Source organism: Rhodopseudomonas palustris, from assembly GCF_034479375.1.
GTDB classification, from domain to species: Bacteria; Pseudomonadota; Alphaproteobacteria; order Rhizobiales; family Xanthobacteraceae; genus Rhodopseudomonas; species Rhodopseudomonas palustris_M.
Genome location: NZ_CP140155.1, coordinates 1,547,006 through 1,570,979, shown reverse-complemented (window position 1 = coordinate 1,570,979; position 23,974 = coordinate 1,547,006). Strand labels below are relative to the sequence as shown.

General features: G+C 65.3%; 19 protein-coding genes and 3 tRNA genes. 11 read left to right on the top strand and 11 right to left on the bottom strand.

The annotated features are described in order from the left end of the window. Positions 1–2: 2 nt before the first annotated feature. Entirely contained in the window at positions 3–860 is an 858-nt protein-coding gene (locus tag SR870_RS07010) for a DJ-1/PfpI family protein (protein ID WP_322517284.1), read from the top strand. 74 nt (positions 861–934) lie between these two features. On the opposite strand, the gene SR870_RS07005 is transcribed toward SR870_RS07010, so the two are convergent. From SR870_RS07005 to SR870_RS06990, 4 genes are all read right to left on the bottom strand, one after another. Continuing rightward, complete coding sequence (locus tag SR870_RS07005; protein ID WP_041798238.1) at positions 935–1,546, bottom strand: hypothetical protein; 612 nt, start codon at positions 1,544–1,546, stop codon at positions 935–937. Positions 1,547–1,564: 18 nt separating this feature from the next. After that, positions 1,565–2,260: a CerR family C-terminal domain-containing protein gene (locus tag SR870_RS07000; RefSeq protein ID WP_416221133.1), complete on the bottom strand. Its 696-nt coding sequence runs from the start codon at positions 2,258–2,260 to the stop codon at positions 1,565–1,567. Positions 2,261–2,668: 408 nt separating this feature from the next. Beyond that, positions 2,669–4,078 (bottom strand): type I glutamate--ammonia ligase, encoded by a 1,410-nt coding sequence (glnA, locus tag SR870_RS06995; protein WP_322517283.1) that lies wholly within the window; start codon positions 4,076–4,078, stop codon positions 2,669–2,671. Between the two features lie 110 nt (positions 4,079–4,188). Continuing rightward, positions 4,189–4,527 (bottom strand): P-II family nitrogen regulator, encoded by a 339-nt coding sequence (locus SR870_RS06990; protein WP_011158515.1) that lies wholly within the window; start codon positions 4,525–4,527, stop codon positions 4,189–4,191. 413 nt (positions 4,528–4,940) lie between these two features. On the opposite strand from SR870_RS06990, the gene SR870_RS06985 reads away from it, so the two are divergent. Continuing rightward, complete coding sequence (locus SR870_RS06985; protein WP_322517282.1) at positions 4,941–6,440, top strand: NAD(P)H-hydrate dehydratase; 1,500 nt, start codon at positions 4,941–4,943, stop codon at positions 6,438–6,440. A gap of 48 nt (positions 6,441–6,488) precedes the next feature. On the opposite strand, the gene SR870_RS06980 is transcribed toward SR870_RS06985, so the two are convergent. Continuing rightward, entirely contained in the window at positions 6,489–7,817 is a 1,329-nt protein-coding gene (locus SR870_RS06980; RefSeq protein ID WP_322517281.1) for a multicopper oxidase family protein, read from the bottom strand. Positions 7,818–7,966: 149 nt separating this feature from the next. On the opposite strand from SR870_RS06980, the gene SR870_RS06975 reads away from it, so the two are divergent. The 5 genes from SR870_RS06975 to lon all read left to right on the top strand — a co-directional run bounded on the left by SR870_RS06975 (position 7,967) and on the right by lon (position 14,908). Then, positions 7,967–8,051 (top strand) — tRNA-Leu (locus tag SR870_RS06975). Positions 8,052–8,202: 151 nt separating this feature from the next. After that, a complete protein-coding gene (gene tig / locus SR870_RS06970; protein ID WP_322517280.1) occupies positions 8,203–9,561 on the top strand; it encodes a trigger factor in 1,359 nt (452 codons plus the stop codon). A 296-nt stretch (positions 9,562–9,857) separates the two neighbouring features. Next, the gene (locus tag SR870_RS06965) at positions 9,858–10,496 is read left to right on the top strand and encodes an ATP-dependent Clp protease proteolytic subunit (protein WP_322517279.1); all 639 of its coding nucleotides are present in this window, start codon (positions 9,858–9,860) and stop codon (positions 10,494–10,496) included. Positions 10,497–10,879: 383 nt separating this feature from the next. Beyond that, on the top strand, positions 10,880–12,154 hold the full coding sequence (gene clpX / locus SR870_RS06960; protein ID WP_322517278.1) for an ATP-dependent Clp protease ATP-binding subunit ClpX: 1,275 nt from the start codon (positions 10,880–10,882) through the stop codon (positions 12,152–12,154). Positions 12,155–12,469: 315 nt separating this feature from the next. After that, on the top strand, positions 12,470–14,908 hold the full coding sequence (gene lon, locus SR870_RS06955; RefSeq protein WP_322517277.1) for an endopeptidase La: 2,439 nt from the start codon (positions 12,470–12,472) through the stop codon (positions 14,906–14,908). Between the two features lie 105 nt (positions 14,909–15,013). Here lon and SR870_RS06950 read toward each other — a convergent pair. Further along, positions 15,014–15,090, bottom strand: a tRNA-Val gene (locus tag SR870_RS06950). Positions 15,091–15,206: 116 nt separating this feature from the next. Here SR870_RS06950 and SR870_RS06945 point away from each other — a divergent pair. Next, positions 15,207–15,491, top strand: coding sequence for a hypothetical protein (locus SR870_RS06945; RefSeq protein ID WP_322517276.1), 285 nt, complete (start codon positions 15,207–15,209; stop codon positions 15,489–15,491). Positions 15,492–15,513: 22 nt separating this feature from the next. On the opposite strand, the gene SR870_RS06940 is transcribed toward SR870_RS06945, so the two are convergent. The 4 genes from SR870_RS06940 to SR870_RS06925 all read right to left on the bottom strand — a co-directional run bounded on the left by SR870_RS06940 (position 15,514) and on the right by SR870_RS06925 (position 21,815). After that, a complete protein-coding gene (locus SR870_RS06940) occupies positions 15,514–18,648 on the bottom strand; it encodes an efflux RND transporter permease subunit (RefSeq protein WP_322517275.1) in 3,135 nt (1,044 codons plus the stop codon). A gap of 27 nt (positions 18,649–18,675) precedes the next feature. Further along, positions 18,676–19,914, bottom strand: a complete 1,239-nt coding sequence (locus tag SR870_RS06935) for an efflux RND transporter periplasmic adaptor subunit (RefSeq protein ID WP_322517274.1) — start codon at positions 19,912–19,914, stop codon at positions 18,676–18,678. Between the two features lie 211 nt (positions 19,915–20,125). Beyond that, positions 20,126–21,391 (bottom strand): peptidase T, encoded by a 1,266-nt coding sequence (gene pepT / locus SR870_RS06930; RefSeq protein ID WP_322517273.1) that lies wholly within the window; start codon positions 21,389–21,391, stop codon positions 20,126–20,128. Between the two features lie 112 nt (positions 21,392–21,503). Then, complete coding sequence (locus SR870_RS06925; RefSeq protein ID WP_011441458.1) at positions 21,504–21,815, bottom strand: HU family DNA-binding protein; 312 nt, start codon at positions 21,813–21,815, stop codon at positions 21,504–21,506. A 247-nt stretch (positions 21,816–22,062) separates the two neighbouring features. Between SR870_RS06925 and SR870_RS06920 the strand changes: the two genes are divergently transcribed. Continuing rightward, positions 22,063–22,139: transfer RNA gene (locus SR870_RS06920), tRNA-Asp, on the top strand. 324 nt (positions 22,140–22,463) lie between these two features. Here the strand turns inward: SR870_RS06920 and SR870_RS06915 are convergent. Next, positions 22,464–22,658 carry a hypothetical protein gene (locus SR870_RS06915; protein WP_322518215.1) on the bottom strand — a complete coding sequence of 65 codons (195 nt, stop codon included), beginning with the start codon at positions 22,656–22,658 and terminating at the stop codon, positions 22,464–22,466. Between the two features lie 330 nt (positions 22,659–22,988). Between SR870_RS06915 and SR870_RS06910 the strand changes: the two genes are divergently transcribed. Next, complete coding sequence (locus tag SR870_RS06910; RefSeq protein WP_011441460.1) at positions 22,989–23,354, top strand: NADH-quinone oxidoreductase subunit A; 366 nt, start codon at positions 22,989–22,991, stop codon at positions 23,352–23,354. Between the two features lie 11 nt (positions 23,355–23,365). Beyond that, a complete protein-coding gene (locus SR870_RS06905) occupies positions 23,366–23,965 on the top strand; it encodes an NADH-quinone oxidoreductase subunit B family protein (protein WP_322518214.1) in 600 nt (199 codons plus the stop codon). Positions 23,966–23,974: the final 9 nt, after the last annotated feature.

Genomic DNA, 23,974 nt, shown 5'->3' with positions numbered 1-23,974 from the left:
CGATGTCGATGACCAGGCGGCAGTTCACTCAAACCGCGGCCTCGGCTGCCGCGGCGATCGCGGTCGGCGAGCGTACCGCTGCTGAAGCGGCGGATCGGTCGGCTCCGGGCAAACCCGCGCCGGAGACTCCGGCGCACGACATGTCGGCGATGCCGGCGCATTGGATCGGCAAGGAGCAGATCGCGTTCCTGATCTATCCGGAGTTCACCGCGCTCGACATGGTCGGCCCGCATCACATGCTGACCGGGCTGATGGGGGCGACGGTGCACATCGTCGCCAAGACGCGCGATCCGGTGAAGAGCGACACCGGGCTCGTCTTCGTGCCGTCGGCGACGTTCGCGGAGTGTCCGGCCGATCTCGACATCGTTTGCGTGCCGGGCGGCACGCAGGGGACGCTGGCGGCGATGCAGGACGAGGCGACGATCCGCTTTCTCAGGGATCGTGGCAGCCGTGCGCGGTTCATCACCTCGGTCTGCACGGGATCGCTGGTGCTCGGCGCGGCCGGATTGCTGGACGGCTACCGCGCCACCTCGCACTGGGCCGCCAAACCAGTATTGCCCGTGTTCGGCGCGATCCCGAGCGAGGGCCGGGTGGTGCGGGACCGCAACCGGATCACCGGCGGCGGCGTCACCGCCGGGATCGATTTCGGGCTGTCTCTGGTCGGCCAGTTGCGCGATCGTCAATATGCGGAGGTGGCGCAACTGATCGCCGAATATGCGCCGGAGCCGCCTTATGATGCCGGCACGCCGGCGCGTGCGCCGGCCGAGGTGCGCGCGCTGACCGAGCCGATGTTCGTCGACTTTCTCAAACAGGCAGAAGCCGTCGGCCGCGCCGCCTTCGCGCGCAACAAGACGTTGTAGTCGGCACCGGCCGTGCGCCTGACTGGTTTCATCCAGCACGAACGGCGCCCGCGCGGGCTCCGTTCGTGTTTCTGTTACTTGGCTTTCGAGAACGCCTGCGAGATTCGCGCCCAGGTCTTCTCGTACACCGCGGCGGTTTCGTCGAGGCCGGCTTTCAGCGCGTTCCATGTCTCGTCACCGGCAGCCGACAACTGCGTCAGCTTGGGGCCGAGCGTCTTCTCGGTCTCTTCGGTCCAGCGGCGCATGGACGATTCCATCTCCTTGCGGCCTTGTTCGATCGCCGATGCGGCGCTGGTCTGAAACGTTTCCAGCGACGACACGAAAGCCTGGCGCTGGGCTTCGGCGCGGGCGGCGAGCGCCTCTTTGACGAGGCCGGCCTGGTCACCGGCGGTGCCGAGGAATTTTTGCAGCGCCAGCTCGACTTCGTTCCATTGCGCCGAGACTGCCGACATCGCCGCGTCGGTAGCTTGCTTGGACGCTCCGAGGTCGCCCTGCAGCGCGCTGACTTGCGCCTGGAAGGCGTCACGCGCGGTGCGCAGTTGCGCCAGCGCTTCCTGAGCCTTCGCGTTCGACGCGTCCCCGATCTTGGCGGCGGCTTCCTCGATCTTGGCGAGCGTCGCGGCAGATTCGTCGAGTTTCTGCTTGGTCCATTCCAGATAGGCTTGGGTGAGATCGGGCTTCGTCATGGCAGCCTCCTTTTGGGGTCAGGCCGTGGGTGGTGGATGCGATCCGGCGGAGCGGGGCGAATGCTCGGCGATCGGTTCATGCTCGGCGCGGATGCCGAACAACTCCGCCTGCGCCAGCCGACGGACGGCGATTTCGAGCTTCCGTGTCCGCTCGGCATCGAATGTGTCCCAGCCGAGTGAACTCAGCATGACGTTGCGCAGGGTGCGGAAATTGGAGATTGCGCCGAGCACGATCGCGGTGCGGATCTTCAGATCCTCGTCGGTCGGCGAACGGCCGGTCGCGGCGGCGACTTCCGCGATCAGGGCGCTCTGAAAGCGCGCGACGGATTGATAGTAGATGATGCGAAACGCATCGTCGGCGTCGCGCTCGCAGCGCACGAAGAACACCGTCCAGGCTTCCGGCTCGGCGTTGCCGGCGATGAACTGGAAGAAGCGCATCACCACCGCGTCGATGTGGCCGACCGGATCGACGCTGGCGGTGCGCAGCGTGTCGATCAGCGGCTCGATGCGGGAGCGCATGTAGTCGGCGATCGCCTGCGCGGCGGCGAGGTAGAGCTCGCGCTTGCCGCCGAAATGGTAGGGGATCGCCGCCTGGTTGACGCCGGCTCGCTCCGCCAACTGGCGCGTGCTGGCGCCGTCGTAGCCGACCGACCCGAACACCTCGATCGCCGCCTCGATCATGCGGGCGCGGGTGTCGCTGGCGGGCGGTGCCACGGGCCTGTCGTCTGCGGCGTGTCTGTTCGGCATCATCGTCGGCATCATCGTCAGCATCTCATGGGCTGACCTAATTCATTCGAATGAATGAGGCGTTGAGATGGATCAAACCGCTGCTCGGCCGGCTTGGGCGAGGGTGGCAGGCAACGGGCTGTGGGCAGTCGGGAGCGGACAGCAGCGAGGCGGGGACGCGCGGTCAGCAACGGCCAGCCGGCAGCCACGGTAGGCGAGGCGATGCCGGTCGACCGCAAGCGAAGGGCGTTGCTCGCATGTCGAACCGGCTGACGGAGGCAGGCGTACCTCGTTCGTGCCCGCATGGAGCGGCCGTTCGCCCGACGAAAAAAGGCGCCCCGCGAGGGGCGCCTTAGTTGTTGTCGAGCCTGTCGGCCGATCCGGCCGATACGCGGCTTACTGCGAGTAGTACATGTCGAACTCGACCGGGTGCGGCGTCATTTCGAAACGCATCACTTCGGTCATCTTCAGTTCGATATAGGCGTCGATGAAGTCGTCGTCGAACACGCCGCCGGCCTTGAGGAAGGCGCGGTCCTTGTCGAGGTTCTCGAGCGCCTCGCGGAGCGAACCGCAGACGGTCGGGATCGACTTCAGCTCTTCCTTCGGCAGGTCGTAGAGGTCCTTGTCCATCGCCGGACCCGGATCGATCTTGTTCTTGATGCCGTCGAGGCCGGCCATCAGCATCGCGGCGAAGGCGAGATAGGGGTTCGCCATCGGATCCGGGAAGCGGACTTCGACGCGCTTGGCCTTCGGCGAGGTGGTGTAGGGGATGCGGCAGGAGGCCGAACGGTTGCGGGCCGAATAGGCCAGCAGCACCGGGGCTTCATAGCCCGGGACCAGACGCTTGTAGGAGTTGGTCGACGGGTTGGTGAAGGCGTTGATCGCCTTGGCGTGGGTGATGATGCCGCCGATGTAGTGCAGGCAGGTCTCCGACAGGTCGGCATATTTGTTGCCGGCGAACACCGGCTTGCCGTCCTTCCAGATCGACTGATGCACGTGCATGCCCGAGCCGTTGTCGCCGAACACCGGCTTCGGCATGAAGGTCGCGGTCTTGCCGTAGATGTGGGCGACCTGATGGATGCAGTATTTGTAGATCTGCATCTGGTCGGCCATGTGGGTGAGGGTGTCGAACTTCATGCCGAGCTCGTGCTGGGCGGAAGCGACCTCGTGGTGATGCTTCTCCACCTTGACGCCCATCCGCGCCATCGCGCCGAGCATTTCCGAGCGCATGTCCTGCACCGAATCCTGCGGCGGGACCGGGAAGTAGCCGGCCTTGGTGCGGATGCGGTGGCCGAGATTGCCGCCTTCGTATTCGGTGTCCGAGTTGGTGGGCAGTTCGGAGGAGTCGAGCTTGAAGCCGGTGTTGTACGGGCTCGACGAATAGCGCACGTCGTCGAACACGAAGAACTCGGCTTCCGGGCCGACGAATACCGAGTCGCCGACGCCCATCGCCTTGACCTGGGCCTCGGCCTTCTTGGCGATGCCGCGCGGGTCGCGGTTGTAGGGCTCACCGGTCGACGGCTCGAGGATGTCGCAGGTGATGACCATGGTGGTCTCGGCGAAGAACGGGTCGATGACCGCGGTCGTCGGATCGAGCATCAGCATCATGTCGGACTCGTTGATCGCCTTCCAGCCGGCGATCGAGGAGCCGTCGAACATCGTGCCCTCGGCGAAGATTTCCTCGTCGATCATGCTGACGTCGAAAGTGACGTGCTGCCACTTGCCGCGCGGGTCGGTGAAACGAAGATCGACGTATTTGACGTCGTTGTCCTTGATGGATTTCAGGACTTCTTTGGCGGTCGTCATGAGTACCCCTTGTGCTTAAGGTCGTCGTAAATGCTGAAGGTGGTCGTGCGTTTGCGGCCGCACGCGGCCGCAAGGTGATGCGATCAGGCGGACGGTGATAGGCCGATGGATCAGATGGCGTCCAGTCCGGATTCGCCCGTCCTGATGCGGATGGCTTCTTCGATATTGGAGACGAAGATCTTGCCGTCGCCGATGCGGCCGGTCTGGGCGGCACGACGAATGGCGTCGATGGCCTTTTCGACCAGATCGTCGGCGATTACGATCTCGATTTTGACTTTCGGGAGGAAGTCCACGATGTATTCCGCGCCGCGATAGAGCTCCGCGTGGCCCTTCTGCCGGCCGAAGCCCTTGGCTTCGGTGACGGTGATACCCTGCAATCCGACTTCCTGAAGCGCTTCCTTGACCTCGTCGAGCTTGAACGGCTTGATGATGGCTTCGATCTTCTTCACTTAGACTCTCCCCGGACTTCCCACGTGACTCGGCAGTTGTATGACAGATTGCGCGGCGCTGCGCAGTGGATCGATGACACCGCGGGCCGAATGGGTGAGCAGCTCCGTCTGCGGTCCGGACATGCCTGAAAACCGGAGACGGTCGCGCGCAGACCCCGCCGAGATCGGCGAGCGCGGGAGATCGAAACATGGCTTCCGTAAAAGCAGGGTCCATGCCAAGTTGCCAATATGGCTGATTATGGAGCGTTATCAGATTATTAAGAGCGCGTCCGCGTAGACTTTGGAGACTCGCGGTGATCGCGTCTGACTAATGATGAGGCGATCAGCTTATTATATGTGCATTCGATGGGGCGGTGTGGGCGCGTTCGGGCGCCTGCTGCCTTTGTGTGAGGCGAGAGTACTGGGAATTGGGCATGGAGCTGTTGACGCCGGCTGAAATGGACCGCGCAGACCTGCTGACGATCGCCTGGGGTTCATCCGGCTTCGCCTTGATGCTGCATGCCGGGAGGCACGTCGCGCAGGCTGCGATCGAACTGGCCGAGACCGGGCCGATCCTGGTGATCGCCGGTCCCGGCAACAATGGCGGCGACGGCCTGATCGCGGCCACCGAACTGGTGGCGCTCGGCCGTACCGTCCACGTCATGCTGCTCGGCGAACGCGACGCGCTGAAGGGCGATGCGGCGCTGGCGGCGCGGGAATGGAAGGGGCCGTTGCTGCCGTTCCTGCCGCAATCGATCGGGACGCCGTCGCTGATCATCGACGCGCTGTTCGGCTCAGGTCTCAATCGGCCGGTGAAGGATCAGGCGCTGGAGATCATCGAGGCGGTCAACGCCACCGGCGTGCCGGTGCTGGCCGTCGATCTGCCGAGCGGCATCAACGGCGCCAGCGGCGCGGTGCTGGGCGCAGCGATCAAGGCGCGCGAGACGGTGACGTTCTTCCGCCGCAAACCGGGGCATCTGCTGGTGCCGGGGCGGCTGTATTGCGGCAAGCTGAAGGTCGCCGATATCGGCATCGATCCAGCGGTGCTCGACGAGATCAGGCCGCAGGCCTTCGAGAACGATCCGGATCTGTGGCTCCAGCATTTCCCGGTGCCGCGCGCCGACGGCCACAAATACGGCCGCGGCCATGCCGTGGTGATCTCCGGCGAAATGTCGCAGACCGGGGCGGCGCGGCTCGCTGCGCGCGGGGCGCTGCGGGCCGGTGCGGGGCTGGTGACGCTGGCGTCGCCGCGCGACGCGCTGGCGGTGAACGCCACGGCGCTGACCGCGGTGATGGTCCGGGCGATCGACACGCCGGAGGAATTGGCGGGGATGCTGGCGGACCGGCGGTTCAACGCGGTCGGCGTCGGTCCCGGCGCAGGCGTCGATGACCGGACTCGCGGCAATGTGCTGGCGGCGCTGGCCGCGGGCGCCGGCACGGTGCTCGACGCCGACGCGCTGACGGCCTTCGCGGGCAATCCCGAAGCGCTGTTCGAGGCGATCAAATCCGGCGCTAATCCACAGGTTATCCTCACCCCGCATGAGGGTGAATTCCCGCGACTCTTCAGTGATATGAGCAACAAAAATCCACTTCGCTCGAAACTCGAACGTGTCCGCGTAGCGGCGCAACGTTCCGGGGCCGTGGTGCTGCTCAAGGGGCCGGACACGGTGGTGGCGTCGCCGGACGGCCGCGCCGCGATCGCGTTCAACGCGCCGCCCTGGCTCGCCACCGCCGGAGCCGGCGACGTGCTGACCGGCATCATTACCGGGCTGCTGGCTCAGCGGGTGGCGGCGTTCGAGGCGGCCTGCATCGGGGTGTGGATGCACGGCGAGGCGGCCTGCGAGGCCGGGCCGGGGCTGATCGCGGAGGACCTGACCGAGACGCTGCCGGCAGTGACCCGGCGGGTGTATGACGGGCTCGGCATCGAATACTGAGGCCGGTTCCACGAAACCGTGGAGTTGGAGAGGCTTGGGCCTCGCAGCTCAGGTGACGAGGTAGCTCCGCAGCAACCGCGGCGCCGACCATTTCGCGGCGAAGGCTTCCATCAGCCACAGGCCGGGATGCTCGGCGGCGAAGGCGATGCGCTGGGTCTGGCCGGCGTCGATCGCCAGCGTGTCCAGCCAGAACGGCTTCCAGCCGTCGTCGAGCCGGTCGAGCAGCCGGAAATGATGGCCGTGCAGATGAAAGATCATCGGCATCGTCGCGCGGTTGACCAGCGCCAGCACCACCGTGCGGCCGCGCTTGACCTGGAACGCGGGGCCGGCGGCTGGGGAGAATTTGCCGGGCGCGAACCAGTCGAGCTGTCCCGGCGTCAGCGCGCCGAGCGGCAGCTCCACCCGCAGCGCCGAGCCGAGCGGAAGCTGCGCCGGCAGGCCGTTGTCGGGCAGCGGCGCGGGCAGTGGCCGCGGCGCGGGGCGCAGCGCCGGCTCGCTCGACGTGATAAGTCTCGCGATCGGCGTCGGCTTGCCGCCGTCGAGCAGCGTGATCGCCGAGGTCGAGCCCGGCGGCCTTGTGGCATCGAGCAGCACATCGACGCGGGTGCCGGGCGCCAGCACCAGGGTGCCGTTGCGCGCCAGGAAGGGTTCGGCCGGCTGGCTGTCGAGGGCGATCACCCGGACGTCGTGATCGTCGATTCTAAGAGCAATGACATTGCGCTGGCAGGCGTTGATGAAGCGGAGCCTGAACCGGCCATTGGCGCGCAGCGCGATGTCCGCGGTCGGCTTGCCGTTGATCGTGTAGAGCCATGGCGTATCGCCGGAATCGGTTCCGGCGGCGAGCGGCCGGCCGTCGCTGCCGAGCCTTGCATCCTCGATCAGCACGACCTCGTCGCCATCGACCTGCGGCGGCGTCGCCTCCTGCACCACCAGCGGCAGCGCCGGCATCGGCGCCGGGCCGCCGTCGGCGGTTAGGCGCAAATCGGCGAGCAGGGTGCCGGCGGAGCGCAGCGGCAGCACGAAACTGTCATTGCCGCCGGGCGGCACCGGCTGTCGGCCGATCAGCGGTTCGGCGGCGGCGACGCCATCGAGGCCGCGCCAGCTCAGCAGCGCCGGCTGCTTCAGCTCATTCTCGAACCGCACGGCAACCTCGTCGCCGCGCCGCAGCACGACGGTTTCGGCGAGCGCCAGCATCGGCCGCGCCACCGGCTCGCCGCCGGCTTTCAACACGGTGTTGCCGATGCTCGCGCGGAGCGTCAGGCTCTTGCGGGTCGCCGCCGTCTGGGCGGCACCAGGCAGCGGCAGGCCGGCGAGCGCGGCGCCGCCGAGGCCGGCGAGAAGGGTGCGGCGCGACAGCGGGAAGGGGGCGTTGGTCATCGTCGATGCGGACCATGTTCGGGCCGCGCTGTCCACTGCGGCGGGCCGCCGCGGAAGCCGCAGTGCAGCGGGATTTTCTTGATGCACAACCTATATGTCATGTTATAAGCCCGCCGCCCGCGGCATCGCGGCCGGACATGATGCTCTTCGCGGGCGTGGCGGAATTGGTAGACGCGCTGGATTTAGGTTCCAGTGACGAAAGTTGTGGGGGTTCGAGTCCCTCCGCCCGCACCACGCAAGTGCTCTTGCTCATGACGCATTTCCGGTGGGCCGGGTCCGCAGGGACACGCGCCCGCCAAGCCACCGGTGCAGGCGAGACGCCGCGCATCGCAACACTCGACACCTCCAGCCGCCCGGCTGGGTCACACGGAAGAAGATCGACGCCATGCAGGTCAAGGAAACCGTCGCCGACGGGTTGAAGCGCGAATTCGAAGTCAATGTCCCGGCTGCGGACATCGACGCCCAGGTCGACGCGCGTCTGGTCGACCTGAAGGACAAGGTGAAGCTCAATGGCTTCCGTCCCGGCAAGGTCCCGGTCAGCCATCTGAAGCGCGTCTATGGCCGCTCGGTTGCCGCCGAGACCATCGACAAGCTGGTGCGCGAGACCAATGACGGCATCTTCGCCGAGCGCGGCTTCCGCCTCGCCACCGAGCCGAAGATCACGATGCCGCAGGATCAGAAAGTGGTCGAGGACATCCTCGCCGGCAAGTCGGACCTGAACTATACGGTCGCGATCGAAGTCGTGCCGACGATCGAACTGGCCGACTTCAAGAGCTTCTCGGTCGAGAAGCCGGTGGTCGAGGTTTCGGATTCCGACGTCGACGACGCGATCAAGCGGATCGCCGAGGCCAACCGCGCTTACGCCGAGAAGGCAGAGGGCGCCAAGGCCGAGACCGGCGACCGCGTCACGGTGTCGTTCAAGGGCACGATCGACGGTGTCGCGTTCGACGGCGGCACCGGCGAAGACATTCCGGTGGTGATCGGCTCGAACAGCTTCATCCCGGGCTTCGAGGACCAGCTCGTCGGCATCGGCGTCGGCGAGACCCGCACCATCAAGGTGTCGTTCCCGGCCAATTACGCCAGCGAGACGCTGGCCGGCAAGCCGGCCGAGTTCGAGACCACGGCGACCAAGGTCGAGGCGCCGCAGGACGTCACCATCGACGACGAATTCGCCAAGACACTCGGCATGGAATCGCTCGACAAGCTGAAGGAAGCCGCGAAGGCGCGCCTCGCCGCCGAATATGCCGGCGCCACCCGTCTGCGGGTCAAGCGCCAGTTGCTCGACCGCCTCGACGAGACCCACAAATTCGACGCGCCGCCCTCGCTGGTGGAGCAGGAATTCGCGGTGATGTGGCAGTCGATCAACGCCGAGATGCAGCAGAACGGCAAGAGCTTCGCCGACGAGGACACCACGGAAGAGGCGGCGCGCGAGGAATATCGCAAGATCGCCGACCGCCGCGTCCGGCTCGGCCTGGTGCTGTCGGAAATCGGCGAGAAGAACAAGATCCAGGTCACCGACGACGAGGTCAGCCGCGCCGTGATCGAGCGCGCCCGGCAGATGCCGGGCCGCGAGAAGGAGGTCTGGGACTTCTACCGCAGCAACAACGAGGCGCTGGCCCAGCTCCGCGCCCCGATCTACGAGGACAAGGTCGTCGATTTCATCCTCGAGCTCGCCACCGTGACCGAGAAGCCGGTCAGCCGCGAGGAACTGTACAAGGACGACGACGACAAGACCGCCGCCTGAGCCAGTCTACAGCTATTCCAGCGGCCGCCGTGACCACCCGTCACGGCGGCCGTTTCGCGTCGTGAGGCGGCGTTAACGATGCCCTGTGAAACCGGGCCGAATCCCGGCCGGCGGTTTTGCCGTTGCCTGCCGAATCAGTATCAACTCGGGCGAGAAACGGGTCTCACCCTTGTCGCCGCGCAATCGGCCCATATCTGAGCACTCGCTTCACGTCCTGCATCACGGGACGATCGCTCGCTGCGGAGCCCTTCGTCCTGGCCCGTGAGCCGTCGTCTTCGACAACCCTCAGGTGAATTATGCGCGATCCGGTGGAAACCTACATGAACCTCGTGCCGATGGTGGTCGAGCAGACCAACCGCGGTGAACGGGCCTACGACATCTTCTCGCGCCTCCTGAAAGAGCGGATCATCTTCCTGACCGGACCGGTCGAGGACGGCATGTCGACTTTGATCGTGGCCCAGCTTCTGTTTCTCGAAGCCGAGAATCCGAAGAAGGAAATCTCGATGTACATCAACTCGCCGGGCGGGGTGGTGACGTCGGGTCTGGCGATCTACGACACCATGCAGTTCATCCGCCCGCCGGTGTCGACGCTGTGCACCGGCCAGGCCGCCTCGATGGGCTCGCTGCTGCTCGCCGCCGGCCACAAGGACATGCGGTTCTCGCTGCCGAACGCCCGGATCATGGTGCATCAGCCGTCCGGCGGGTTCCAGGGCCAGGCCACCGACATCATGCTGCACGCCCAGGAAATCCTGAACCTGAAGAAGCGGCTGAACGAGATTTACGTCCACCACACCGGCCAGACCTACAAGGCGATCGAGGACGCGCTGGAGCGCGACAAGTTCCTCACCGCCGAGATGGCGCGCGACTTCGGCATCGTCGACAAGGTGATCGACAAGCGCGCCGAGGAGTCGGCGCCAGGTCCGAAGGTGCCCTGATCGGGATCTCGGTTGGGTCAGAGCCTCGTGAAAACCTCAGGGACAGCCTCGATGTTCCGCTTTCGTCCCTGTCTCGCGTGACAAACGCGCAACTCTGCACTGATTTCAGGAATGCGGGGTCGCGCGCACGCGGCAAATCACGCTATTGTCACGCGCCTGAGCGTGCTGCCGATTAGCGAAATCTTGATAGACGGGTGCCAGCATGGTTGGCTGAACCTGATCGACGAAAGTGTTTGGGGGATTCGAAACGGTCGCGATTGGTGCGGCCACAGAAGTGCGGGGGTCTTTTCTGGTATGGGATTTGCTCCATTTATACCAAATCTGCCGGGTCCAGCCGGCAGACGAGGTCACCAGAGACGGCCGAACTGCGGACGGAGAACGAAATGAGTAAGGTCGGTACGAGCGATTCAAAGAACACCCTGTACTGCTCGTTCTGCGGAAAGAGCCAGCACGAGGTCCGCAAGCTGATCGCCGGCCCCACGGTATTCATCTGTGATGAGTGCGTGGAACTGTGCATGGACATCATCCGGGAGGAGAACAAATCCTCGCTGGTGAAGTCGCGCGACGGCATCCCGACCCCGAAGGAAATCTGCAAGGTCCTCGACGATTACGTGATCGGCCAGAACCATGCGAAGAAGGTGCTCTCGGTCGCGGTCCACAACCACTACAAGCGGCTCAATCACCAGACCAAGCACAACGACGTCGAGCTGGCGAAGTCGAACATCCTGCTGATCGGCCCGACCGGCTCCGGCAAGACGCTGCTGGCGCAGACGCTGGCGCGGATTCTCGACGTGCCGTTCACCATGGCAGATGCGACGACGCTGACCGAAGCCGGCTATGTCGGCGAGGACGTCGAGAACATCATCCTGAAGCTGCTGCAGGCCGCCGACTACAATGTCGAGCGGGCGCAGCGCGGCATCGTCTATATCGACGAAATCGACAAGATCTCGCGCAAGTCGGACAATCCCTCGATCACCCGCGACGTCTCGGGCGAGGGCGTCCAGCAGGCGCTGCTGAAGATCATGGAAGGCACGGTGGCTTCGGTCCCGCCGCAGGGCGGCCGCAAGCATCCGCAGCAGGAATTCCTGCAGGTGGACACCACCAACATCCTGTTCATCTGCGGCGGCGCCTTCGCGGGCCTCGAGAAGATCATCTCGGCGCGCGGCCGGTCGACCTCGATCGGTTTCGCCGCGCAGGTGCTGGCGCCTGAAGACCGCCGCACCGGCGAGATCTTCCGCCACGTCGAGCCCGAGGATCTGCTGAAGTACGGCCTGATCCCGGAATTCGTCGGCCGTCTGCCGGTCGTGGCGACGCTCGAGGATCTGGACGAGGCCTCGCTGAAGAAGATCCTGACCGACCCGAAGAACGCGCTGGTCAAACAGTATCAGCGGCTGTTCGAGATGGAGAACATCGAGCTCACCTTCGCCGACGAGGCGCTGGGTGCGGTGGCGCGCAAGGCGATCGAGCGCAAGACCGGCGCCCGCGGCCTGCGGTCGATCCTCGAGAGCATCCTGCTCGAGACGATGTTCGATCTGCCGGGTCTCGAAGGCGTCGAGGAAGTCGTGATCTCGCGCGAGGTCGTCGACGGCACGGCGCGTCCGCTCTACATCTACGCCGACCGCGCCGATCGCGCGGCGGAGAGCAGCGCCAGCGCATAATGGGTGCCGCCCGCCCGGAATCGTCCGTGCGAAAGGCCCTTCGATACCGGGCTGCCGAGGTCACTCGGCAGCCCGTTTCTGTCTGTGCCTCTGCTCGCGCATGCCTGACAAAGCAACGCCTTTTCCACGACTTGACACCCCCCCGGCGGATAGCCACCTAATGGTCACGGCGATGACACGCGTTATCAGGATTCGCCTTCAAATCCGGACGAGTGGGGCCTGACCGGCCGAAACGCGCCGGTACACTCGGCACCTTGTGGTGGCTGCGCCGGGGGGCGGGCCACGAGCAAGGGGGCACAACGAAAGGAACGGGCCATGACCGCCACGAAACCAAGGCCGACCATCGTTTTCGGCGAAAGCCACTCCTACCCAGTTCTTCCGCTGCGCGACATCGTCGTCTTCCCGCACATGATCGTGCCGCTGTTCGTCGGCCGCGAGAAGTCGATCCGCGCGCTCGAAGAGGTGATGAAGAACGACGCGCTGATCATGCTCGCGACGCAGAAGAACGCGTCGGATGATGATCCGGCGCCGGATTCGATCTACGAGATCGGAACGCTCGCCAGCGTGCTTCAACTGCTCAAGTTGCCCGACGGCACCGTGAAGGTGCTGGTCGAAGGTCTGGCGCGCGCCAAGGTCGAGAGCTACACGGATCGCGCCGAGTATTACGAAGCGCAGGCCCAGTCGATCGCCGACACCGACGCCACCAGCGTCGAGGCGGAAGCGCTGTCGCGGTCGGTGGTGTCCGACTTCGAGAGCTACGTGAAGCTCAACAAGAAGATCTCCGCCGAGGTCGTCGGCGTGGTGCAGTCGATCACCGACTTCGCCAAGCTGGGCGATACCGTAGCCTCGCATCTCGCGGTCAAGATCGCCGACCGCCAGGGCATCCTGGAGACGCTGTCCGTCACCGCGCGCCTGGAGAAGGTGCTCGGCCTGATGGAGAGCGAGATCTCGGTGCTGCAGGTCGAGAAGCGCATCCGCTCGCGCGTCAAGCGCCAGATGGAGAAGACCCAGCGCGAGTACTATCTCAACGAGCAGATGAAGGCGATCCAGAAGGAACTCGGCGACGACGAGGGCCGGGACGAACTCGCCGATCTCGAAGAGAAGATCGCCAAGACCAAGCTGTCGAAGGAAGCCCGCGAGAAGGCCCAGCACGAGCTCAAGAAGCTGCGCCAGATGTCGCCGATGTCCGCGGAAGCGACCGTCGTGCGCAACTATCTCGACTGGCTGCTGTCGATCCCGTGGAACAAGAAGTCCAAGGTGAAGAAGGACCTCGAGGCGGCGCAGGCCACGCTCGATAGCGATCACTACGGGCTGGAGAAGGTCAAGGAGCGCATCGTCGAGTATCTGGCGGTGCAGTCGCGCGCCAACAAGCTGTCGGGCCCGATCCTGTGCCTGGTCGGCCCGCCCGGCGTCGGCAAGACCTCGCTCGGCAAGTCGATCGCGAAAGCGACCGGCCGCGAGTTCGTGCGCGTGTCGCTCGGCGGCGTGCGAGACGAGGCCGAGATCCGCGGTCACCGCCGCACCTATATCGGTTCGATGCCCGGCAAGATCATCCAGTCGATGCGCAAGGCCAAGACCTCGAACCCGCTGTTCCTGCTGGACGAGATCGACAAGATGGGCGCCGATTTCCGCGGCGATCCGTCCTCGGCTCTGCTCGAGGTGCTGGACCCCGAACAGAACTCGACCTTCAACGACCACTATCTCGAGGTCGACTACGATCTGTCCAACGTGATGTTCATCACCACGGCGAACACCCTGAACATCCCGGGGCCGCTGATGGACCGCATGGAGATCATCCGGATCGCGGGCTACACCGAGAACGAGAAGGTCGAGATCGCGCGCAAGCATCTGATCCCGCAGGCGCTGACCAAGCACGGCCTGGATTCCAAGGAGTGGTCGATCGACGACGACGCGCTGCTGCTGATGATCCGGCGCTACACCCGCGAAGCGGGCGTGCGTAATCTCGAGCGCGAACTGTCCACGCTCGCCCGCAAGGCGGTCAAGGACCTGATGCTCTCGAAGAAGAAGTCCGTGAAGGTCACCGAGAAGGCGATCGAGGAATATCTCGGCGTGCCGAAATTCCGGTTCGGCGAGATCGAGCTGGAAGATCAGGTCGGTGTGGTCACCGGGCTGGCATGGACCGACGTCGGCGGCGAGCTGCTGACGATCGAAAGCGTGATGATGCCGGGCAAGGGCCGCATGACGGTCACCGGCAATCTGCGCGACGTGATGAAGGAATCGATCTCGGCGGCGGCGTCCTACGTCCGCTCGCGCGCGATCACCTTCGGGATCGAGCCGCCGTTCTTCGAGCGGCGCGACATCCACGTCCACGTGCCGGAGGGGGCGACCCCGAAGGACGGTCCGTCGGCCGGCGTCGCGATGGCGACCACCATCGTCTCGGTGCTGACCGGGATTCCGATCCGGCGCGACATCGCCATGACCGGCGAGATCACGCTGCGCGGCAGGGTGCTGCCGATCGGCGGCCTGAAGGAGAAGTTGCTGGCGGCAGCCAGAGGCGGCATCAAGACGGTGCTGATCCCCGAGGACAACGCCAAGGACCTCACCGAGATCTCGGACGCGATCAAGGGTGGTCTCAACATAATCCCGGTCGCCCGGATGGACGAGGTCATCGCCAATGCGCTGGTCCGCGCCCCGGTGCCGATCGTGTGGGAAGAGGAAACACCGTCCAAGATCCCCGGCAAGCCGGAGAGCTCGGAGGCCGACGAAGCCGCCGGCGGGCTCACCGCCCACTGAGCGGCACGAGCCTCACAACGACATCAGCGGCGCCCTTCGGGGCGCCGTTTGCGTTTGGCGAGGTGGACGTGTGTCGGGAAGGCGTGGCGTGGGGAAGGCAGGGCGTGGTGGGCGGCGAGAGATTCGAACTCCCGACCCTCTCGGTGTAAACGAGATGCTCTAACCAGCTGAGCTAGCCGCCCGCGGGGCTATCTAGCCCGGCGGTCGTGGTCTGCGCAAGCCGAGCGGGCGGCCCGCGCCGAATGGCGCCGCGGCTCGCGTGGTGATATGCAGGCGTCGTCGAGCCGGGAGGAGCCGCATGAGAATCGTCTACGCCGTCGTCGTTTTCGCGTTGCTGGCCGGGTCGGCTTTCGGGCAGACCGCGCCGATGCAGAAGTACGGCGACCCGGACCCGGAGAAATCCAGGACCGAGATCGAGGCCGAGAAGCAGGCCGAGAAGGCCTATCAACGCTCGCTCAGCAACGTGCCGAATGCGACCGGGCCGGTCGACCCCTGGGGCAATGTGCGTGGCGGCGACGCGCAAAAGGCCGCCGCAAAGCCTGCGCCCGCGAAACGCGCCAAGCCGGCCAATCCGTCGAACTGAGTCCGAACCGCCGGGCTCTCTCTCAGCCGGCCGGTGGAGCCACGGTCGGCCGCGCTCCGATTCGCTCCAGCACCGTGAAGAACGCCGGCACGAACAGCACCGCGAGTCCGGTGGAGGCCAGCATGCCGGCGACCACGGCGATGCCGAGCGAGGTCCGCGCGCCGGCGCCGGCGCCGGAAGCGAAGGCCAGCGGCAACATCCCGAAGATGAAGGCGAACGACGTCATCAGGATCGGGCGGAAGCGCAGCCGCGCCGCTTCGACCGCGGCTTCGGCGGCCGGCAGGCCCTCGGCGCATTTCTCGCGGGCATATTCGACGATCAGGATGGCGTTCTTGGCGGCGAGCGCGATCAGCAATACGATGCCGATCTGGGTGTAGAGGTCGTTCGGCAGCCCCGACAGCTCCAGCGCCGCCACGGTGCCGAGCAGCGTCAGCGGCACCGCGAGGATCACCGCGAGCGGCTGCAGCCAGCTTTCGTATTGGCCGGCGAGCACGAAATACACCAGCAGCAGCGCGACGGCGAACACGTAGTAGATCTGATTGCCGACGACCTGTTCCTGATACGACATTCCGGTCCAGGCGGTACCCATCGACGGCGGTAGCGAATGGGCGGCGACGTCGCTCATCAGCGTCATGGCCTCGCCGGAGCTGAAGCCCGAAGCCGGGCTGCCGACGATCGTCGCGGCGGGATAGAGATTGTACAGCGTCACCAGCGGCGGCCCGACGTCGTCGGTGAGATAGGCGACGGCTCCCAGTGGCACCATCTGCCCGCCGGCGCCCTTGACCTTCAGCTTCAGCACGTCGCCGGGCTGCAGCCGGAACGGCGCGTCGGCCTGCACATAGACCTGGAACACGTTGTTGAACTTGGTGAACTGATTGACGTAGGTCGAACCGAGATAGGTCTCGACCGCAGAGAACACCTGGCCGACGGTCACGCCCAGCGTCTCGGCCTTGATCCGGTCGACCACCAGCCGCAACTGTTTGACGTTGCCCTTGAAGGTCGAAGCGGCATTGGCGATGCCGGTCTGGGTCGAGGCGTTGGCGGCGAGCTGTCCGGCGGCGTTCTGCAGCGCGAGGAAATCGGAGCTGCCGTTCTTCATCTCCACCATCATGGTGAAGCCGCTGGAATTTCCGACGCCCTGGATCGGCGGCGGCATCAGCACGATCGCCGTTGCGGTGTCGATGGTCTGCAGCGCCTGACGCACCTTGGCGACGATCGCATCGATGCCGAGATCCTTGGATTTGCGCTGGTCCCAGTCGTGCAGCACGACATAGAGCATGCCGGCATTGTACAGCGTGGCATTGTTGTCGAGCGGCGAGATGCCCGACACCCCGATCACGCTTTCGACGCCCGCGGTCTGCCTGACGATCTCCACCGCCTTGGCGACCGCCGCTTCGGTGCGCCGCGCCGAGGCGGCGTCGGGCAGCTTCAGGCTGACGATGAAATAGCCCTGATCCTCCGACGGCAGGAAGCTCGTCGGCACCCGCGACAGGCCGTAGAAGGCGACACCGATCAAAGCGAGCCCGACCAGCGTCGTGGGGATGCTGAAGGCGACCAGCCTGCGGATCAGCGCCGCATAGGCGGTCTCGCAGCGGGCATAGACCGCGTTGAAGGCGCGGTAGACGAAGGCGCGCTGCTCGGGCGGAACCGGCGCGCGCAGCCACAGCGCGCATTGCGTCGGCTTCAGCGTCACCGCGTTGACCGCCGAGATCAGCGCGGTCGCGGCGATCACCAGGGCGAACTGCTGATACATCTTGCCGGTCAGCCCGGGCAGCGCCGCGGCCGGCAGGAACACCGCCAGCAGCACCAGGGTGATGCCGATGATCGGGCCGAACAGTTCCGACATCGCCTTGACGGCCGCGTCGCGGCTCGACATCCCGCCCGCGATGTGCCGGGCGACGCCCTCGACGATGACGATGGCGTCGTCGACCACGATGCCGATCGCCAGCACCAGCGCGAACAGGCTGGTGGTGTTGACGGTGAAGCCCATCATCGACATCGCCGCGAAGGCGCCGATGATGGTGACCGGCACGGTGGTGGCGGGCACCAGCATCGCCCGCCAGTCCTGCAGGAACAGCAGAATCACCACCAGCACCAGCACGGCGGCGATGATCAGCGTCTCGTAGACTTCGTCGACCGAGGCGGTGATGAACTTGGTGCTGTCGAACGACACCTTGTAGTTGAGCCCGGCCGGGAAGGATTTCGCCATCTCGGCCATCTTGGCATTGACCGATTGCGCGACCGTCAGCGCGTTGGCGCCCGACAACAGCGAGATCGCGATCGCGGCGGACGGTTTGCCGTCGAGCGTGGCGGTCTGCCCGTAGGAGGCGGCCCCCAGTTCGACGCGGCCGATATCGCCGATGCGCACGAGCTTGCCGCCGCCTTCGTCGACCGCCTTGACGACGATCTTTTCGAAATCGGCGGCGTCGTTGAAGCGGCCGGTGACGTCGAGCGCGTATTGGAAGTTCACCATTTCGGGCGTCGGCGGTCCGCCGACCAGACCGGCGGTGACCTCGCTGCTCTGCTGTCGGATCGCGGACACCACGTCGCTCGGGGTCAGGCCGTAGCTCTGCAGACGATCCGGATCGAGCCAGATCCGCATCGCATAGGACCCGGAGCCGAGCACCGAAACGTCGCCGACCCCGGGCAGTCGGGCCAGCTCGTTTTCGAGGTTGATCTTGGCGTAGTTGGCGAGAAACAGATTGTCGTACTGGCCGTCCGACGAATACAGGCTGACGAATTGCAGGATCGCGGTCGACTTCTTCTTGACGTTGAGGCCCTGCGTCGACACCGAGGTCGGCAATTGCGCGCTCGCCAGCGAGACGCGGTTCTGCACCAGCACTTGCGCCATGTCGGGATTGGTGCCGATGTCGAAGGTGACGACGAGGCTGTAGCTGCCGTCACTGGCGCTGGTCGACTGCATGTAGATCATGCCTTCGACGCCGTTGACCTGCTGCTCGATCGGCAGCGCCACCGAATCCATCACCGTGCGCGCGCTGGCGCCCGGATAGGTCGCCGTGACCGCCACGGTGGGCGGCACCACGTCGGGATATTGCGACACCGGCAGCCGCATCAGCGACAGCGCGCCCAACAGGATGATCAGAAACGCCAGCGTGTTGGAAAGCACCGGCCGTTCGATGAAGAAGCGCGAGAACATGGCAACGCCTCGTGAGGGCCGGAGAGGTCAGGGCTTGGACGCGCCGGTTCCGGGCGTCAGACTTGCGGGGGCCGGCTTGGGGCCGGTGGGAGCGGCCGCCATGGCGCCCGACACCGGCTCCACGGTGTTGCCGGCCACCGCGCGCTGGATCGCGCCGATCACAACCTTGTCGTCGGCGGACAGCCCTTTGGTGATGACCCGCAACTGCCCCTGCAGCGCCCCGGGGGTCACCTGGCGCTGCTCCACGACGTCGTTCTTGCCGACCACCATGACGTAGCTGCCGGTCTGGTTGGACATCACCGCGGTGTCGTCGACCAGCAGCGCGTCGTCGATCTTGCCGACGGGGACGCGGACCCGGACGAACAGGCCGGGCACCAGAGCCACGTCCTTGTTCTCCAGCTCGCCGCGCAACTGCAGGGTCCCGGTGGCGGTGTCGACCTGCGGCGCGATGTAGTCGACCTTGCCGACATATTGGAACGCGGTGTCGGCCGACAGTGCGACCTGGATCGGCAATTCCATCCGGTCTTCGCGCATGGTCTTCAGGGTCTTGCCCTGTTTGGCGAGCGCGTCGCGCAGATTGATCTGCTGCTGTTCGGTGATGTTGAAATAGACGTAGAGCGGATCGACCTGGAGGATGGTGGCGAGTTTGGTCGGGCCGGACGAGCCGACCAGCGCGCCGATATTGGCGAGGCGGCGCGTCACCACGCCGTCGAACGGCGCGCTCACGGTGGCATAGGCGAGGGAGGTCTTGGCGAGCGCCAGCGAGGCCTCGCTGGCCGCGACCTGGGCATTGGCCGACGCCAGATTGGTCTGGGCATCGTCGACATTGCGCTGGGTGGCGACCTCCTTCTGCCCGAGGGTGGCCTGGCGGTCGTATTCGCGCTTCGCATTGACCTGCTTGGCCTTGGCGCCGTCGAGCTGGGCCTGCTGCAGATCGACCTGGGCCTGATACTGGGCAGGTTCGATCTTGAACAGCACGCGGCCCTTCTTCACCGCTTCGCCGTCGCGGTAGTCGATGCTCTCGAGGAAGCCCTGCACGCGGGCTTCAAGATCGACCGACGCGACCGGGGCGGTGTTGCCGGTGAATTCGGCATAGAGCGTGACCGGGGCGCGGGTGGGCGTGGCGACGGTGACCTTGGCGGGCGGCGGCGCCACGTATTTGTTCTGCTCCTTGCATCCCGACAGGACCAAAGGCGCGCACAACAGGCCGGCGATGACCGACCATCCTCTTGCGGACGGAAGCGACGGAAGGTGTCCCCAAGCCATCAGGTGGATCTCCGCTTTCTCGCCCTCTCCGAATATCCGGGCGCGACATGGAACCCAGATCAGATTCCCAAATGCGGGTCCATCGATCCGCCACACTTCGAGACGCGCGATGGCTTGATTCTTCCGTCCAATCGTCTGCGGACGATCGGATGGTTCGTGGGGCGGGAGGGACCGTTCGAGGCGATGGCGGCTGGCGAGGTGGCGCCTGCGCTTACGCCCGCTCCTCGAAAATCATCGCCAGATGCACGATGGTGCGGACTGCGGCTTCCATGTCCTGGCGGCTGACCCATTCGAGCCGCGAGTGGAAGGCGTGTTCACCGGCGAAGATGTTGGGGCAGGGCAGTCCCATGAACGACAGCCGCGAGCCGTCGGTGCCACCGCGAATCGACGTCGTGACCGGCGTGAGCCCGGCGCGGCCGATCGCCTCGCGGGCGTTCGCGACCAGTTCGGGATGGCGGTCGAGCACCTGCTTCATGTTGCGGTATTGTTGCTTGATCTCGATGGTCGCGGTCGAGCGCGGGTAGGCGCGCATCACCTCGTCGACGATCCGCTGCAGCAGCGCTTCCTTCTCCTGCAGCCCTTCTTCCGTGAAGTCGCGGACGATGAAGCTCAGCGTCGCCTGCTCGAGCGCGCCGGCGATGCCGATCGGATGCAGGAAGCCGTCGCGGCCCTCGGTGGTCTCCGGCGAGCAGGCATCCTTGGGCAGCCGCTCGACGATCGCCGCGGCGATCTTGATGGCGTGCTCGATCTTGCCCTTGGCGAAGCCGGGATGGGCGCTGACGCCGGTAATGGTGACCACCGCCCCGTCGGCCGAGAAGGTCTCGTCCTCGATATTGCCGGCGGTCTCGCCGTCCATCGTGTAGGCGAAATCGGCGCCGAGCTTCTCCAGATCGACCTTGTCGACGCCGCGGCCGATCTCCTCGTCCGGCGTGAACAGGATCTTGAGCGTGCCGTGCTTGATCTGCGGATGCGCGAGCAGGAACGCCACCGCGTCCATGATCTCGGCGATGCCGGCCTTGTTGTCGGCGCCGAGCAGCGTGGTGCCGTCGGCGGTGATGATGTCGTGGCCGATCTGCTGCGCCAGCGCCGGATGCTCGGCGAACCGGATGACCTGGCTCGAATCCGCCGGCAGGACGATGTCGCCGCCCTGATAATTCTTCACGATCTGTGGCTTGACGCCTTCGCCTGAACAATCGGGCGAGGTGTCCATATGCGAGCAGAAGCAGATTGCGGGGACGTTCGGCTTGTCGGTGGTCGCCGGGAGCGTGGCGTAGACGTAGCCGTGCGCGTCGAGATGGGCGTCGGACAGGCCGAGATCGCGCAGCTCCTGCGCCAGCAGGGCGCCGAGGGTCTTCTGCTTCGCGGTCGACGGGCAGGTGGGGGAAGCCGGGTCCGACTGGGTGTCGATCGCGACGTAGCGCAGGAAGCGCTCGGTGACGCCATGGGTGAATGCGATGTCGCCGACGCCGGTATGCACGGTCAGGACCGCCAGACTTCAGAAAAGCGTGGAAAACGCGATGCCGGTGGATCGCGATCCCGGCGGCCGCGAGGGGCTCCCGGGATCGCGTGGATGATTCGAAGGAGAAAGCTCAGATGGCTTCCTTGAGTTCCTTCGCGGCGCGGAACGCGACCTTCTTGCTGGCCTTGATCTGAATGGTTTCGCCGGTGGCCGGGTTGCGGCCGGTGCGGGCGGCGCGCTTGCGGACCTGCAGGATGCCGAGGCCGACGATGCGGATGCGCTCGCCCTTCTTCAGGTGCTTGGTGATGCGGCCGACCAGATCGCCGAGAATGGCTTCGGTCTGCTTCTTCGACAGCTCGTGCTCTTCGGCGAGCGCCGCGGCGAGATGCTTCAGGGTAACGGTCGTGGGTGTCGCGGCTTTCGCAACTGCTTTCTTCGCCATATTTTGCTCTCCGGGTTTTGTAGTGGCTTAGGAAACTAAGACGTAGCAGGCCTTAGACGATTCGGGTGGGGACTGCATACGCTGTTTTGCCTGCAAACAGCGCATTATTTGCATTGCAGGCCCAAAAACCGCCGACATCAAAGGACAACAGCGCCCCCCGGCACGCCGAAACGGAGCTTTCGCGCAAGCGGCTTGACTTGGGAAGGACGCCCCGTTAGATCGACCGCCTGCGCGGGACGCAAACCACGCGGGAGTAGCTCAGTTGGTTAGAGCGCCGGCCTGTCACGCCGGAGGTCGCGGGTTCGAGCCCCGTCTCTCGCGCCATTTAGCCCTGTAAAATCAGGTCTTTGGCGAAACCGCAAAGTCCCCCGCCGATCTCCGGATGATGTGTCACGCGATGACTCGCGAGGTGTGTCGGCGCGCCTCGCGACCCGACGCGCGGGACGATGCCGCATCGCGATTGCGCGCAGAGCATGCTGCCGACGCCGCGCTTCAGCTTTTATTCAGCTATTCAGCACATTTTCGAAATGTCGCCGGGGCGGGAGGCCGTGTCCTGACCCCGAACTCGGCCCAGACCAAAACAAAGGCCGCCCGGAGGCGGCCGATCTCAACGATCCGTGAGGGAGGATGCGGGCGCTGCCCGGCGTCTTATCTCACCGTCGAGGTTTCCGAACTGGTGATGGCGATCTGCTTGGTCGGCTTCACGACGTGGGCGGTCTGGCTGTAGTCGGCGCTCACCCGCGCGGAAATGCCCAGGACGGCGACGGCGATGCTGGCCACGAGCGCCACGACCACGATCTTCAGGTGGGTCGCCCGGTCCGCTGAATGAATTGAGTGGTTCATCTGTCGCCTCCGCGCGGTGCTTCTTGCCGCTTCGATGCGCACAGATTTATCCGGCGTGTGTTTCAGGAAAGTTTCGCCGGTTCCGAAAATGGTTTCGTCTGCGGACGGTATGGTTTCCCGGAGGTATACGGGGTTTTCGCAGCCACAGACCAATCTTTGAACCGGGGTTTGAAAGTGCGTCCGGGAAAACCCCAGCGCTGTGCGCATGACGAGGTACCTAGGTGTCAACACAGCTTGTCTTGCGCCCCCTGTTGCACTGCGCTAAGCGGTAGAACAATTCAAATGCAAACGAGTCTGCGGCGGTGCACCACCGCGGGATAGGGAACGGTGATGAGCGGCATTCTGCCGAACTATCTACCAATCGTCGTATTCATTCTTGTTGCGGCTGGACTGAGCTTTGTCCTCCTGGTGGCGCCTTTTGCCGTCGCCTATCAGCAGCCCGACCCCGAAAAGCTCTCGGCGTATGAATGCGGGTTCAACGCTTTCGGCGACGCCCGCATGAAATTCGACGTCAGGTTCTACCTGGTCGCCATCCTGTTCATCATCTTCGATCTCGAAGTCGCTTTTCTGTTTCCCTGGGCGGTCGCCTTCGGGAAGCTCGGGGCGACCGGCTTCTGGTCGATGATGGTGTTTCTCGGCGTACTGACCGTCGGCTTCGCGTATGAGTGGAAGAAGGGTGCGCTCGAATGGGATTGAGTCCAGCCTCGATGCAGCAGCCGACGCCGTCGACGCGACCTGAAGGCGCTCAGCCGCTGATCGCGCGAGCCCCCAGCGGCATCATCGATCCGAACACCGGCAAGCCGGTCGGCGCCGACGATCCGTTCTTTCTCAGCGTCAATCGCGAGCTGTCCGACAAGGGTTTCTTCGTCGCCGCGACCGACGATCTGATCACCTGGGCGCGCACCGGCTCGCTGATGTGGATGACCTTCGGGCTCGCCTGCTGCGCGGTCGAGATGATGCAACTGTCGATGCCGCGTTACGACGCCGAGCGCTTCGGCTTCGCGCCGCGCGCCTCGCCGCGGCAGTCCGACGTGATGATCGTGGCCGGCACGCTGACCAACAAGATGGCTCCGGCGCTGCGCAAGGTCTACGACCAGATGCCGGAACCGCGCTACGTGATCTCGATGGGATCATGCGCCAACGGCGGCGGGTACTATCACTATTCCTACTCCGTGGTGCGCGGCTGCGACCGCATCGTCCCGGTCGACATCTATGTGCCGGGGTGCCCGCCGACCGCAGAAGCCCTGCTGTACGGCGTGATGCTGCTGCAGAAGAAGATCCGTCGGACCGGCACGATCGAACGCTGAAGAAGAAAG

Excerpts from the sequence above, each read along its gene's own strand:
- SR870_RS07010 (WP_322517284.1), top strand. The coding sequence starts at position 3 with ATGTCGATGACCAGGCGGCAGTTCACTCAAACCGCGGCCTCGGCTGCC.
- SR870_RS07005 (WP_041798238.1), bottom strand. The coding sequence starts at position 1,546 with ATGACGAAGCCCGATCTCACCCAAGCCTATCTGGAATGGACCAAGCAG.
- glnA (WP_322517283.1), bottom strand. The coding sequence starts at position 4,078 with ATGACGACCGCCAAAGAAGTCCTGAAATCCATCAAGGACAACGACGTC.
- SR870_RS06985 (WP_322517282.1), top strand. The coding sequence starts at position 4,941 with ATGGAGCTGTTGACGCCGGCTGAAATGGACCGCGCAGACCTGCTGACG.
- SR870_RS06980 (WP_322517281.1), bottom strand. The coding sequence starts at position 7,817 with ATGACCAACGCCCCCTTCCCGCTGTCGCGCCGCACCCTTCTCGCCGGC.
- tig (WP_322517280.1), top strand. The coding sequence starts at position 8,203 with ATGCAGGTCAAGGAAACCGTCGCCGACGGGTTGAAGCGCGAATTCGAA.
- SR870_RS06965 (WP_322517279.1), top strand. The coding sequence starts at position 9,858 with ATGCGCGATCCGGTGGAAACCTACATGAACCTCGTGCCGATGGTGGTC.
- clpX (WP_322517278.1), top strand. The coding sequence starts at position 10,880 with ATGAGTAAGGTCGGTACGAGCGATTCAAAGAACACCCTGTACTGCTCG.
- lon (WP_322517277.1), top strand. The coding sequence starts at position 12,470 with ATGACCGCCACGAAACCAAGGCCGACCATCGTTTTCGGCGAAAGCCAC.
- SR870_RS06945 (WP_322517276.1), top strand. The coding sequence starts at position 15,207 with ATGAGAATCGTCTACGCCGTCGTCGTTTTCGCGTTGCTGGCCGGGTCG.
- SR870_RS06940 (WP_322517275.1), bottom strand. The coding sequence starts at position 18,648 with ATGTTCTCGCGCTTCTTCATCGAACGGCCGGTGCTTTCCAACACGCTG.
- SR870_RS06935 (WP_322517274.1), bottom strand. The coding sequence starts at position 19,914 with ATGGCTTGGGGACACCTTCCGTCGCTTCCGTCCGCAAGAGGATGGTCG.
- SR870_RS06925 (WP_011441458.1), bottom strand. The coding sequence starts at position 21,815 with ATGGCGAAGAAAGCAGTTGCGAAAGCCGCGACACCCACGACCGTTACC.
- SR870_RS06915 (WP_322518215.1), bottom strand. The coding sequence starts at position 22,658 with ATGAACCACTCAATTCATTCAGCGGACCGGGCGACCCACCTGAAGATC.
- SR870_RS06910 (WP_011441460.1), top strand. The coding sequence starts at position 22,989 with ATGAGCGGCATTCTGCCGAACTATCTACCAATCGTCGTATTCATTCTT.
- SR870_RS06905 (WP_322518214.1), top strand. The coding sequence starts at position 23,366 with ATGCAGCAGCCGACGCCGTCGACGCGACCTGAAGGCGCTCAGCCGCTG.